Raw genomic sequence first — 12452 nt, forward strand, 5'->3', positions numbered from 1 at the left:
AGAAAAGTAATGATAAATGTCAACAACTTGAATAAGTCGTTTGGTGAACTTCACGTTTTGAAGGATGTGAATCTTGAAGTTCATGAGCAGGATGTTGTGGTTTTGATTGGTGCCAGTGGTTCAGGCAAAAGTACATTGCTCCGCTGTTTAAACTATTTGGAGTACAAAGAGAGCGGCACCATAACCATTGATGGAAAAGTTATTGAACCGGATCAAACTGATTTGAACAAAGTACGTCAGGAAGTGGGAATGGTTTTTCAGCATTTTAATCTTTTCCCTCATAAGACGGTATTGGAAAATGTGATTGAAGCTCCGGTAATGGTTAAAAAAATTCCAAAAGAAGAGGCAATAGAGGAAGGCAGAGCGCTTTTGAAAAAAGTGGGGTTGGCTGACAAGGAACATGTCTACCCATCCAAGCTTTCGGGAGGTCAGAAACAAAGGGTGGCAATTGCAAGATCTCTGGCGATGAAGCCAAAAATCATGTTGTTTGATGAGCCGACTTCCGCCCTCGATCCCGAATTGGTTGGAGAAGTGCTGTCGACGATGAAGGATCTGGCGAGGGAAGGAATGACCATGCTCGTCGTTACACACGAAATGGGCTTTGCACGAGAAGCAGCCGATACTGTGGTGTATATGCATGACGGCAAAATTGTGGAAAAGGGTACACCGAGCGATATTTTTTCCCAGCCAAAGCATCAGCGCACAAAAGATTTTCTTGGAACCATCCTGTAAATAAAAAATAAGAAGGCCAGGCCCTCAAAGAAAAGGCCTGGCTTTTTATGCTTGTTTTTTCAAATACGAGTCAAAAACGAAGGGACCAAAGGGAAGGACTGAAGCGACAAGAGCTCCCACGACGAGAGGGAATGACCAACGGTTTTTAAAGGTGGCATAAGCCAGTGCAATCAGATAAAGAACAAAAAACAGCCCATGCAGAGAACCAGCAATGGTAACAGCCAACGGAAGATCGGCAAAGTATTTGAGCGGCATGGCAATGGCAAGCAAAACAAGAAAGGAGATGCCTTCCAGTGTTCCAATGAGAATAAAACGTTTGAGGGATGGATTCATACCCGATAACCTCCTGTATCTTATGTCCCTATTAATTTACCATAACGACAGAGAATATTGAGCAGGAAACCACAGAGAGATGTGAATCCTTTTTGTCTATTTTTTATTCCAGATACTCCGCTTCCAAATCTTTGTTTAGGTAGCGCCCCATAGCTGTTATTGCCTTTTTCAGTCCAGCCTTTTCATAAAAGGGCTGGTTTCCCGATGTGGAGATCAGATGCACACAGGAAATGTCCTGTAGCTGATAAAGAAGATCTTCAACAACAAGCTTCCCAACTCCCTTTCTTTGAAATTGCGGGTGTATAATCACGTCATAAATGGCTGCATTGAAGACACCATCAGATAGTGCTCTCCCAATGCCTGCAAGCTGGTTATCAGCATAAGCAACAGTAACATGGCTGCTGTTGCTGTATATAGTTTGCAAATCTATAAGGGTATGCCGGGTCCAGCCTACAGCGTGGTAGATGGACAATACCTCATTCCAATCGAGGCCCGTAATGGTTCTATCAATCTTGTACATTTTACCTCCCCCTGCTCTATATCATTTTTTTAATTTTACCTTTCGTACGCTGTTAATGACAGGGAAAAAAGCAGCCTGGATAACGTTCTCCAGACTGCTTCTATTATCAAAAGGTACCGTCCAGCGGTTTTAAAAGATCAGGCAAAAGTTTGAGAGAAGAGTGATTCTCCATTTCTTTCTCCATCTTTTTTAACAGATCACGATCGGCAAGCTGATCTTTGTCCAGGGAAGATAAGTGAAGGTTCTTTAATAGCTGATCCTGTAAAAGCATTAGCTGTGTGGTTGCAGACTCATTATTCGGACAGAGGCCAGTGAGTGGGTTCTTTTCTTTTTGGGCCTCATCGATGAGGTTAAGTCCAAGCTTTTTTGGTACAGATCCATTTAGTTTCCCTGCCTCCTTGCAAAGCTGCAGTTTCGTTTGTTGTATCTTCTCCTTGAGTTTTTCCGGCTCGTTTTTGGCTGTTCCCTTTGTTTTATCAATGGCTTTTGGCACTTTCGCAATTTCCTTTTTTACTGGATGGGTTACATGCTCCAATGGTTTTTTTACGTGTTTTACAATATGTTCAGCATCAGGCTTTTCTTGCTTTTCATCAAGTTTTCCCTTCTTTTTGCCCGGTTTTTTTATAGAGTCCTTTGACGGTTTGGGAACTGCTTTTTTTGCTTCATCCAAAGGTGAAACAGGCTTTTCAGGAGAGTTTTCTTTGTTCTCTTTTTGGTTTTCACATGTCAGCGGCAAATGGCCATTCATGAGCTTGTCAACTGCTGCCCTTGCTTCCAACAAGGGCAGCGAGGCAAGATCCTGAAGCACTTTGGGAGCCTCTGGCCGCTGTTGTCCATGATTGCCTTTTACCGTGGAAAGCCTCAGTCTGTCCAATTCTCCCTTTGAGGCTTCCATTTTGTGTACAAGCATGGTTACCTTTTTAAGCCCAGGGTCGGGGATTGGTTTTCCCGCTGTCAGGCATGCTCCTTTTAGTGAAAATGCCGAAGCATCTGCGGTCAGATTTGTCATATGAACAGGTCCTTGTGCCTGCATAATCACAGTGACCGGCCCTTCTTCAGTCGAAAGTACCTTTGTAAGCTTCATCCCATAAAGTGTGGCATTACGGTATTGAAAGCGGATCATGGGCTTTGATTTTGCTGATGATGTTTCCCCCATGACTACTTGTGGGAGCATGATTCCGCCCTCGACCCGGTCTGCACTGACCACAAACCCTTCTTCATATTGTCCGCTTGCTGCCGCCTGTGCCTGATTTGGAACATGGAGCAAGGCCATCACAAGCAAACAGGCCAAGACTTTTATTGCCCGCATCCTCATTTCGCTTCTACCAGTTCAGGAGACTCATAGCCGGTATAGGCAACATTTTGATCATCATTCTTCTGATGGGGGGCAGGAGGGTTCCATGCAATCATCAGGGATCCCCCAGTAATGCCAAGTAATGTTCCGATGAGAAACCCACCCAGAGCTCCGATCACGGACAATATGGATAAAAAAATCGTTATAATGCCGAGCACTTTGGAGAATTGAGGGAAAGACATAGCTATAGCACCAAGCAAAAGAATCATGCCGCCAAAGAAAATGCCAATTACAGAGACAGTACCTGGGAGAAAAGCTTTCACGATAAGATTCAAGGGCACCCACAGGGTCAATGCCCCTGATATCAAGGTCAGCAGTGACCCGGTAAAGGGGCGTTCATATTTCCATTGTCTAACGGACATCTTTATTCCTCCTTGTCGTTAATTGGCTGGTTTGTTGATGCGTTCCACCGTAACTTTCATTCCATTCATCACAATCTTCTCTTGGAAAAGGTAATGCGTTTTAATTTTTGCATGATTTAGTTCAATAGTTGAAGACATTTGCTGAAACTGTTTCTGCCAGTCACTGCTCTGTTTTTCTTTCAATGCAAGGTTGCTGAACTTGGCATCTGCATTGATCACAGATGCGTCCTGCTGCAGACCGGAGATATGAACCGGTTTACTGGCGGCAATTTTAACACGGATCCATTTGTCACCGCTAATATTGAAATCTTTATACAGCTGCAGATGATCAATGGTTAAATCCTTAATCAGGTTGGTGCCCTGAGGAGCCGATTTCTCCTTGCTGGATTCACCCATTTTCGGGTAGAAGGTATAGCCGTTTCCTTCCAGGTGATCAAACTCAACATAGAAATTGCCCACTCCTGCCATAGGGATGGCGTAAGCAGTTCCGGATATTCCCATAAAGCTCAGCAGTGCAGCCAGTACCACCATGCCTGATGCAAAAGCTTTCCAAAACACTTTTTTGTTCATGTTTCCTTTGTTGATGGTTGTTTTCAATTCGATCGTTTTACCCATCAGTATCCCACCCTTTTTTAAAATGTTGAAAGCGCTTTAATAATGTAACTGTACGGTTTGGTTAGTATGTTGACAATTCCGATAAGTATCGTAATTAAGATGATTACCCCGACATTTGTCGGGGTAAATGGGCGGATATTGTAAAAAGATTTCGAAAACTATAAAGTGAATGTAAGCAGTGGGGAGGAGGGGCATGAGATGGACGAGCTTTTTTTAAATGGCATGGCATTATTGGCGAAGTATGGCGGAGACATATTAAATAACTGGAAAACGATAAAAACTGAGCTATCCTCTTTGCATGAACAGGACCTCATTACGGAATTTGACGGAATGATGACTTACTCCTTTGAAGAATTGCTGAAAAAGAACGATTGTCAGCATATCAATCAGCTCATACTTGCCATGATTTCACAATGGAGAGATCATTATTCCATGGATGTTGACTACAGCCAGGTTATTTTTTTGCTGTCAGCCATTGAAAATATGATTCACCACATTCTTGAACAGGAAGAAAATCCAAGGATTATCGATCATCAGTCCATTCAGTATATTTTCAACAAGCTTTTAGACCACGTCCTGATTCCTTTAACATCGGAAACGAGCGGGCGCCAGTGGCTGGATACGATGATTACCTCTAACATTATCCCGCTTTATTGGGCTGCGCTGCTGCGAATAGAGGATGTCGAGTATAAAGTAATCGATCTGAAAAGCGTGGATACCGGCCAGGACAGTCAATCGCTCATAGAAATCTGTAAAACGATGTCCGCTCCCACCTCCGAACAGCTGTCCCTTGCTTTGTGCCGCCTGATGAATCCTGGTACCCAACAGCCGATAGTCATACCTGTTTCCTTTTCTAAAGAAACCTTGCTGCTTTGTGTAAAATCAACCGAAGCGGGAAGCATTTCTTCCCAGCGTATTGAATTGATTTCGAACATGTACAAAAAGCAGCTCAAGATGAATACACTTGAAAGTGAAAATGAATGGAAGGATGCAGCGCTTTTATATACACTCCGATTGCTTATGGCACAAACATGTACCGAAACGCTTAAAACGGTTACGGATGGATTTGTGGATTATTTAAAATTTGAAAGAAGTGCCCTCTTTCTTTACTCCCCGCGGGTGGAGCGGGTTGTATTTGCGGCTCACCGCAACCTGGGTTATAATCTTCAGGATATCCAAGTTAATTTTACTGAGGTTGCTTTTTTAAAGAATCATTTGCAGAAAATTCTTCAATCCAAGCCCATTTATCTTGAGGATGCTTCCAAGCAGATCCCTAAAGAGCTGACAGACCAATTCAAGGTGGCATCACTCATTGCCGTTCCGGTGTTCACACCGCGAAAAGGACGTTTTCTCGGTCTCGTATTGCTTGATTGTAATGGAGCACAGTTTGAGGAACCGACACCAAACGAGCAGGCCATGCTTATGAAATTCGGTCAGTATGCTGGAGAGGCTCTTTATAAGCAATGGAGAACGGTTATTCAGCTGCTTGACATGGATTCACCAATCTTGACACCAAGAGAAAAAGAGGTACTGAAGCTGATGGCACAGGGGGAAACCATCCAGCGGGCCGCTTCACTTCTTCATTTAAGCCATTACACCGTAAGGGATTACGTAGCCGGTATCATAAAAAAATTAAAAGTGAAGAATCGGACGGAGGCTGTTGTGAAAGCCATTCGGATGAATTTTATTGAATAAAAAAGGCCAGAGGCTGCTGATGAGCAATCATCAACGGACTCTGGTCTTATTAATTGGGTTTAATCTTTTTTCTCGAGGGCCGCTTTCAGTGCATCGGCCAGGCTGTTGCCCATTGGGGCTTCTTCTTTTTTCTTGTATTTATTCATCAGCTGGCGTTCCTCACGTTTGGATACGGTCTTTTTGCGGTCCTCTCCTTTTTCAACCACGTTACATGGCCGGCATTGGAAATAGATCCCGGCTTTGCCGTTGTGGATCTCCATTTTTTTATGGCATTGCGGACAGCGGCGGTTGGACAGCTTGGGATCCTTTCGCTTTCTGTAGCCGCATTCTCTGCTTGAGCATACGAGCATTTTTCCGTCGCGCCCTTTGACTTCCTTCATGAATTCTCCGCACTCCGGGCACTTCGAACCGGTCAGGTTATGCGCTTTATAGGTTTGTTCACTGCCTTTGATTTCCTTGACGAGCTGCTTGGTCTGCGTTCTGATATTCTCGAGGAAATCTTTTGGATTGCCTTTGCCCCGAGCGATATCCTCCAGTTGTTTTTCCCATTTTGCCGTTAATTCCGGCGACTTCAGCTCACTGTTGACCAGATCAATCAGCTGTTTTCCCTTTGGTGTAGGGTGGAGACGGTTATTCTGGCGGTCAATGGTTTCGGTGCTGAGGAGACGCTCTATAATATCGGCGCGGGTTGCCGGTGTCCCGAGTCCGAATTTTTCCATGCGCGCAAGCAAATCAGCTTCATTGAAGCGGGCAGGCGGCTCGGTGAGTTTTTTTTGCATCCGTGACTCTGTTACACTGAACTCCTGTCCGGATTTCAGATTTCCAAGCGGTTTGCCTTGGGAATCTTCCTCGTCCTTACCGGTGATTTTTTTGAACCCTGCGTCAACAACCTTTGTTTCTCTGGCCGAAAAGGTTTCGCCTTTTACATCAATGACCGCATGAATGGTTTCGGTCTGGTACGGTTCGTAAAATAATGCGAGAAACCGGCGGACAATGATGTCATACAGCTTCCTTTCATCGGCTGACAGATCACCCAGGTGCGGAGGTTCATCTGTTGGGATGATCGCATGGTGATCGGACACTTTATCGTTATTAAAGACTTTTTTGACAAGTACCGTTCCTTTATTTTTCAGGGCAGGCTGAACTTCGTCACGATACGCAAAAGAGAGGGCCTTCAGCCTGTCATTCATCGTACTTTTCATATCCACAGTCAAATATTTGGAATCTGTACGCGGGTAGGTAACAAGCTTATACCGTTCATACAGATTTTGCAGGACACTGGAGGTTTTCTTGGCAGAGAACCCGAAGCGCCGGTTGGCATCACGCTGCAGTTCCGTTAAATCATACGGCAGGGGCTGCTGTTCTGATTTTGATTTCGTATTCAGGGAAATAACTTGCCCTTTTTCGTTTTTTACAAGCTCCACTACATTTTCCGCTTTAGAACGAGTAAAAATCCGGCGTTCGCCATTCTTCTCCCACATCGCCTCAAGAGGGCCGATTTTGGCATCAATCGTAAAATATTCTTTTGGCACAAACGCTTTGATGTCTGCTTCGCGTTCCAGGATCATGGAAAGAGCAGGTGTCTGAACACGGCCAGCGGAGAGCTGTTCATTATATTTCGTAGTTAAAGCCCGTGTGACATTCAAACCAATCAGCCAGTCCGCTTCGGAACGGCATACGGCGGATTGATAAAGAAAATCATATTGCTTGGCAGGCTTCAGGTTTTTGAAACCATCCTTGATGGCCCGGTCGGTCTGTGAAGAAATCCAGAGCCGTTTAACGGGTTTTTTCCAGCGAAGCTTTTCAAGAATCCAGCGTGCAACCAGCTCTCCTTCACGGCCGGCATCTGTTGCAATAATAAATTCACCCACGTCTTTTCTGCGGGCGAGCTGTTCAATCCCCTTATATTGGTGGCTTACTTGACGAATCAGTTTTAATCCCATTTCTTTTGGAATGATGGGCAGGTCTTCCATCCTCCAGGTTTTATATTCTTTGTTATAATCCTCGGGCATTTTTAGCTCTACGAGGTGGCCGAGTGCCCAAGTTACAATGTATTTCGGTCCTTCTATATAGTGTTTTGATTGCTTACTGCACCCAAGCACACGGGCCAGGTCTCTGGCAACACTCGGTTTTTCAGCAAGTACAATGGATTTCATAAAATGAATAAGCTCCCTTCTACAACAGCAGTTTCCTAAACTGCATCCCATACCAGTATAGCCGATTGAAGGCTTCTTCGAAAATGATATGAAAAAACACACTGAATAAAGGTTAAAAAGATGGAATGATTTCCGATAAAAAAGATGGTTAACGTAAAAGTAAAAAAATGTAGAGGTGCAGCGAATGAAAATCAGAAGCAAATTATTCATTTTATTGGGAACCGCTGTAGTTGCTTTGATGGTTGCCGGCAGTTATGCGTTTTATTCCATTTATGATCAGACGCAGCTAAGCCAGGAATTGGCCAGAAAGCAAGACGTGCAGACAGAGTTTAAGGAGCTTCAATATTATCTGGCAGGGTATTCGAATGATGAACGGGCATACCTTCTTACCGGCAGGAAGGAATTTAAAACCGAATTGGCAGATAAAAAGCGCAGGATACAAGAGCTAGAGAAAAAACTTTTTCCTTTGCTTGATGCAAAAACAAAAAAGACTGCTGAGAGAGGACTGACCGGGTATTTTAATTCCAGCACTCGTGCGGTTCAAGCTTATGATGGCGGTGGGAAAGAACTGGCCATGACGGTTCACTTTGGGGATGAAAGCTCAATACGAAAAGATGTACTGAATCCTGTTATAGAGAAAATGGTGCAAACGCTTCATAAAGATATTGAAATTCAGAAGCAGAAAAATAAAACAAATATGACCATTCAGATGGTTGTTTTTGCGGTTGTCTTGCTTCTTTTAATCGTGGGTGGTTTGGTTTTTGGCAGCTTTATTGTTGCTTCCATCGTTCGTCCGATTGGAGTGCTTCACCAAAATATGAAGGAGATCGCTGAGGGGAAAGGTGACTTAACTAAATCCGTAAAGCTTGGCAGAAAGGATGAATTGGGTCAGCTGTCCGACACCTTTGATCAATTTACCGCCAGCCTGAGGACCATGATCATGCAGATTTCAGAAACCACTTCTGAAGTGGCAGCTTCCTCACAACAGCTGACAGCAAGTGCTGAACAAAATAGCCATGCCGCAAGCCAAGTTACGTTAAGTATTCAGCAAATTGCATCGAATACCGAGGTACAAACAGAAAAATCAACTGAGACTTCCCAAATGATGGAACAGACGGTAAGCCAGCTTGAGGTTATTTCTGAAAATGCCATCCTGGCACGTGACCTGACATCAGCAGCTTCAGAACAGGCTGATGAGGGGCAGGTGCATGTTAATCGGACACATGATCAGATGAAAGACATCGTCGACTCGGTCGATACGGCCCAACAAGGCATTGAAGAACTTAATGCGCAATCCGAATCCATTGGAGAAATTGTAACCATCATTACCGAGATTGCCAATCAGACAAATTTGCTGGCGCTTAACGCTTCCATTGAAGCCGCCCGTGCCGGCGAAAGCGGAAAAGGCTTTGCTGTGGTGGCATCCGAAGTACGAAAACTTGCCGAGCAGTCGGGGAAATCTGCTCAGTCGATCAGTGACCTTGTTAAAAAGATTCAGGAGGGGACCCATAACTCCAGTGAATCCGTAAAAATGGTAAGAAACAATGTTTTTGCCGGTCTCACAGTAGTCAAGGAAACCGAAAAGCAATTCCAGAATATCCAGAGCTCAACAAAAGAAGTGAATCAGCAAATTATGGGAATAACTGGATCGATTGCTCAGCTTGCCAAAGGTTCAGAACGCCTTTCGTCTTCATCAGAAATTATTGCAGCAGGCGCAAGAGAGTCGTCCGGCAGTGTTCAAAGCATTGCCGCCGCCACAGAAGAACAACTGGCATCCATGGAAGAAATTGCAGCATCTGCTCATTCGCTCTCCTTTATGGCCGAAGAACTGCAAAAGATGATATCAAAATTCAAAATCTAGCAAAAAAAGGAGACTGTTTTTACGGTCTTCTTTTTTAGATAGATATGAAAAAATGCTTAACCGCATAGAATGTAAAAAGTATGAAGGATTAGGGGGACTTAAATGATGATGGGTCTGGAGGAAGGAACGGTGTTGTCAAATGGAGTTCATATCCCTTGGATCGGATTGGATTCCTGCAGTATAAATAACCCTGAAACAGTAGAAAGAGGAGTGCTGGCTGCGATTGAAGCAGGATACCGTGCCATTGACACCGCCGCATCCTACCAAAATGAACAAGAAATTGGAAACGCTTTATCCTCATCCGGCATTGATAGGAAGCGCCTTTTTATTACCGCAAAGTTAAACAGTATTTCTCATGGGTATAATAACACCCTTTCCGCTTTTAATGAGAGCAGAAAGAAACTTGGAGTCGATTATATTGATCTTTACATGATTCAATGGCCGGTAAGGGGAGAGCTTGAGGAAACATGGAGGGCGCTTGAAATTTTGTATAATCGGGGTGAAGTGAGAGCTCTCGGTGTTTGTAACTTTGAAGAAAATGATCTGAAACTGATCATGAGGCACAGCCAGATAAAGCCGCACGTTAACCAAATTGAGTATCATCCGCTAAAGTCTCAAAAACACCTGATCCATTTCTGTAAGCAGAACCAGATTCAAGTTCAGGCAAGAAACCCGTATGCAAGGGGGGAGCTTTTCCAGCAAAAAGTGCTGTTGGACATTGCTGAAAAGCATGAAAAAACACCGGCTCAGATTGCCATGAAATGGGCTCTGCAGAATGGTACTCCTGTTGTTCCTGCATTCTCGTCCATTAACGAAATCCAGGAAAATATTGAAATGGCGTCTTATACTCTTCCAATTGAGGATATGGTTACTCTGCATTTTTTGAATAACAACCGGGTGACAGGTCCGAATACAGGAGAGTACTTTTGCGAATAGCCTTTCACATCACCTTCCACTCGTTGGAAGGTTTGTTTTTTTGCCACATTTTCCATGTCTAAACGTTGTAAAACAGGGGTAATAAAAATAACAGTTAGCCCGGAGCTTATGAAAAATGGAAGTGAAAATAGATTAATTTTTACTCCGCCAGGGTATTGTAGAGGGGAAGAGGTGAATACAGCTATGGAATCAATTACAGATTGGCTAAAGGACATACTACTGTTTTTGGGCGGTTTTTTAAATGTTAGCATATTGTTGATCATCATAATTGTAATATTCGTCGTTCGGTCGGTCCGACGCAAAAAAAGAAACAGAACGCACGGAGATTATCTTGGAAAAGATGATAAATAGCATGCAGAGTAAGGCGGGTCATTATTTGACCGGCCTTTTTTATGGATTTTCCCTCTTGGAACAGATATGATAAAAAGAATTCAGCAGGATAATGAGGGGGATTTTGATGAAGGAAAACAATCAATTGGAAAAAGCGACGTTTGCCGGAGGATGCTTTTGGTGCATGGTTAAGCCTTTTGATGAATTGCCGGGAATCCACGGGATTGTTTCCGGATATACCGGAGGGAATGTGGAAGACCCATCGTATGAACAAGTGAAAACAGGAACAACCGGACATTATGAAGCGGTGGAAATTACATTTGATCCGGCTATATTTCCCTATCAGCAATTATTGGATCTGTATTGGCCGCAAATTGATCCAACAGATGAGGGGGGACAATTTTTTGACCGGGGCAGCCAGTACCGAACCGCGATTTTCTATCATAATGAAGAACAGAAAGAGCTCGCGCTGGCGTCCAAACAAAAGCTCGAGGACAGCAGCAAGTTCCGTCAAGCCATTGTAACGGAAATCGTACCGGCATCTGTCTTTTATGCCGCTGAAGAGGTTCATCAGGATTTCTATAAAAAGAATCCAGATAAATACAAGCAGGAACGAATTGAATCTGGCAGAGATGCATTTATAAAAGAAAACTGGAGCAAACAAGGCAGCTGATGACGGCTGTCTTGTTTTTATTTTTTTAGAAAGCGGTTGCAATTCAAAAAGACCTGTGGTAGTTTCTAGGTGTCAAAAATCACATACAGAATATTAAATCACATATGTGATTTAAATGGAGGGGAAGATGTCAGTTAAATCAGCTCAGCGGGTAGTCCAGGTTTTTGAGTGCCTAACCATTCACACAGAGGGGCTGTCCATTAAGGAAATTAGTGAAACCCTGGACTTTCCTCAAAGCAGCACCTCAAATTTAATTAAAACCTTAGCAGCTGAAGGCTACCTGCGACAGGACACACAAAAAAAGTACAAGCTCGGGCCCAAACTCATTGGAATTGGAACCGCTGCCATGGAATCGCTGGATGTTTCGGCGGTAGGCAAGCCCTATCTGAAGACGTTAATGGAAGAAGTACAGGAAACGGTTTTTATGGCGCTGATGGCAGAAGAAGAACTTGTTTATGTTGCAAAAATTGATAATAACCGCTCCATCCGCACCACCGCCCAGCCTGGAAACAAAAAGCCAATATACTGCACAGGGCTTGGCAAGGCATTCCTTTCCTTCATGCCCGAAGAATCAAAAAACAAGCTGCTTGATTCAACACAGCTGCTTCCGATTACGAGTCACACCATTACAAGCAGGGAACAACTGGAACACGAGCTTGCCGAAAGCAGGAAACGGGGCTACGCCATCGATAATGAGGAAAACGAAGAGGGATTATTCTGTCTGGCGGCTCCGGTATATGGGGGCGACAGGCAGATGCAGGCTGCGATCAGCGTAGCAGGACCCAAAGAGAGGATGACTGCACGTAAAGATCAGATTGCAAAAGTATTGCTGCTTACTTCAAAAAAGATATCAGCCAGTCTCGGCTATTTGGCCAGATAAAAAAG

12 protein-coding genes are annotated in these 12452 nt (G+C 43.9%); 6 read left to right on the forward strand and 6 right to left on the reverse strand.

What is annotated here, in order from left to right; genetic code table 11:
- The first annotated feature begins 9 nt into the window (after window positions 1-9).
- Window positions 10-732 carry an amino acid ABC transporter ATP-binding protein gene (locus tag BLT53_RS00300; RefSeq protein ID WP_090236587.1) on the forward strand — a complete coding sequence of 241 codons (723 nt, stop codon included), beginning with the start codon at window positions 10-12 and terminating at the stop codon, window positions 730-732.
- A gap of 45 nt (window positions 733-777) precedes the next feature.
- On the opposite strand, the gene BLT53_RS00305 is transcribed toward BLT53_RS00300, so the two are convergent.
- The 5 genes from BLT53_RS00305 to BLT53_RS00325 all read right to left on the reverse strand — a co-directional run bounded on the left by BLT53_RS00305 (window position 778) and on the right by BLT53_RS00325 (window position 3916).
- Window positions 778-1065 carry a DUF3817 domain-containing protein gene (locus BLT53_RS00305; protein ID WP_090231899.1) on the reverse strand — a complete coding sequence of 96 codons (288 nt, stop codon included), beginning with the start codon at window positions 1063-1065 and terminating at the stop codon, window positions 778-780.
- A gap of 103 nt (window positions 1066-1168) precedes the next feature.
- Window positions 1169-1585, reverse strand: coding sequence for a GNAT family N-acetyltransferase (locus BLT53_RS00310; protein WP_090231901.1), 417 nt, complete (start codon window positions 1583-1585; stop codon window positions 1169-1171).
- Between the two features lie 106 nt (window positions 1586-1691).
- Window positions 1692-2894 (reverse strand): hypothetical protein, encoded by a 1203-nt coding sequence (locus BLT53_RS00315; RefSeq protein ID WP_090231902.1) that lies wholly within the window; start codon window positions 2892-2894, stop codon window positions 1692-1694.
- A gap of 2 nt (window positions 2895-2896) precedes the next feature.
- Window positions 2897-3301 (reverse strand): DUF6114 domain-containing protein, encoded by a 405-nt coding sequence (locus tag BLT53_RS00320; RefSeq protein WP_090231904.1) that lies wholly within the window; start codon window positions 3299-3301, stop codon window positions 2897-2899.
- 18 nt (window positions 3302-3319) lie between these two features.
- A complete protein-coding gene (locus BLT53_RS00325; protein WP_090231905.1) occupies window positions 3320-3916 on the reverse strand; it encodes a DUF6230 family protein in 597 nt (198 codons plus the stop codon).
- A gap of 198 nt (window positions 3917-4114) precedes the next feature.
- Between BLT53_RS00325 and BLT53_RS00330 the strand changes: the two genes are divergently transcribed.
- On the forward strand, window positions 4115-5611 hold the full coding sequence (locus BLT53_RS00330) for a LuxR C-terminal-related transcriptional regulator (protein ID WP_090231907.1): 1497 nt from the start codon (window positions 4115-4117) through the stop codon (window positions 5609-5611).
- Window positions 5612-5670: 59 nt separating this feature from the next.
- Here BLT53_RS00330 and BLT53_RS00335 read toward each other — a convergent pair whose 3' ends face one another.
- Entirely contained in the window at window positions 5671-7767 is a 2097-nt protein-coding gene (locus tag BLT53_RS00335; protein ID WP_090231908.1) for a DNA topoisomerase III, read from the reverse strand.
- Between the two features lie 184 nt (window positions 7768-7951).
- Here BLT53_RS00335 and BLT53_RS00340 point away from each other — a divergent pair, with 184 nt between their 5' ends.
- From BLT53_RS00340 to BLT53_RS00355, 4 genes are all read left to right on the forward strand, one after another.
- Window positions 7952-9628, forward strand: coding sequence for a methyl-accepting chemotaxis protein (locus BLT53_RS00340; protein WP_090231910.1), 1677 nt, complete (start codon window positions 7952-7954; stop codon window positions 9626-9628).
- 102 nt (window positions 9629-9730) lie between these two features.
- Window positions 9731-10564: an aldo/keto reductase family protein gene (locus tag BLT53_RS00345; RefSeq protein WP_090231911.1), complete on the forward strand. Its 834-nt coding sequence runs from the start codon at window positions 9731-9733 to the stop codon at window positions 10562-10564.
- 457 nt (window positions 10565-11021) lie between these two features.
- On the forward strand, window positions 11022-11567 hold the full coding sequence (msrA, locus tag BLT53_RS00350; RefSeq protein ID WP_090231913.1) for a peptide-methionine (S)-S-oxide reductase MsrA: 546 nt from the start codon (window positions 11022-11024) through the stop codon (window positions 11565-11567).
- 127 nt (window positions 11568-11694) lie between these two features.
- The gene (locus tag BLT53_RS00355) at window positions 11695-12447 is read left to right on the forward strand and encodes an IclR family transcriptional regulator (RefSeq protein ID WP_090231915.1); all 753 of its coding nucleotides are present in this window, start codon (window positions 11695-11697) and stop codon (window positions 12445-12447) included.
- Window positions 12448-12452 lie beyond the last annotated feature (5 nt).

This window comes from Fictibacillus solisalsi, assembly GCF_900103485.1.
GTDB lineage: Bacteria > Bacillota > Bacilli > Bacillales > Fictibacillaceae > Fictibacillus_C > Fictibacillus_C solisalsi.

Bases quoted from the DNA above. Each gene is read 5' to 3' on its own strand.
- BLT53_RS00300 (WP_090236587.1), top strand. From the start codon at position 10: ATGATAAATGTCAACAACTTGAATAAGTCGTTTGGTGAACTTCACGTT.
- BLT53_RS00305 (WP_090231899.1), bottom strand. From the start codon at position 1,065: ATGAATCCATCCCTCAAACGTTTTATTCTCATTGGAACACTGGAAGGC.
- BLT53_RS00310 (WP_090231901.1), bottom strand. From the start codon at position 1,585: ATGTACAAGATTGATAGAACCATTACGGGCCTCGATTGGAATGAGGTA.
- BLT53_RS00315 (WP_090231902.1), bottom strand. From the start codon at position 2,894: ATGCGGGCAATAAAAGTCTTGGCCTGTTTGCTTGTGATGGCCTTGCTC.
- BLT53_RS00320 (WP_090231904.1), bottom strand. From the start codon at position 3,301: ATGTCCGTTAGACAATGGAAATATGAACGCCCCTTTACCGGGTCACTG.
- BLT53_RS00325 (WP_090231905.1), bottom strand. From the start codon at position 3,916: ATGGGTAAAACGATCGAATTGAAAACAACCATCAACAAAGGAAACATG.
- BLT53_RS00330 (WP_090231907.1), top strand. From the start codon at position 4,115: ATGGACGAGCTTTTTTTAAATGGCATGGCATTATTGGCGAAGTATGGC.
- BLT53_RS00335 (WP_090231908.1), bottom strand. From the start codon at position 7,767: ATGAAATCCATTGTACTTGCTGAAAAACCGAGTGTTGCCAGAGACCTG.
- BLT53_RS00340 (WP_090231910.1), top strand. From the start codon at position 7,952: ATGAAAATCAGAAGCAAATTATTCATTTTATTGGGAACCGCTGTAGTT.
- BLT53_RS00345 (WP_090231911.1), top strand. From the start codon at position 9,731: ATGATGATGGGTCTGGAGGAAGGAACGGTGTTGTCAAATGGAGTTCAT.
- msrA (WP_090231913.1), top strand. From the start codon at position 11,022: ATGAAGGAAAACAATCAATTGGAAAAAGCGACGTTTGCCGGAGGATGC.
- BLT53_RS00355 (WP_090231915.1), top strand. From the start codon at position 11,695: ATGTCAGTTAAATCAGCTCAGCGGGTAGTCCAGGTTTTTGAGTGCCTA.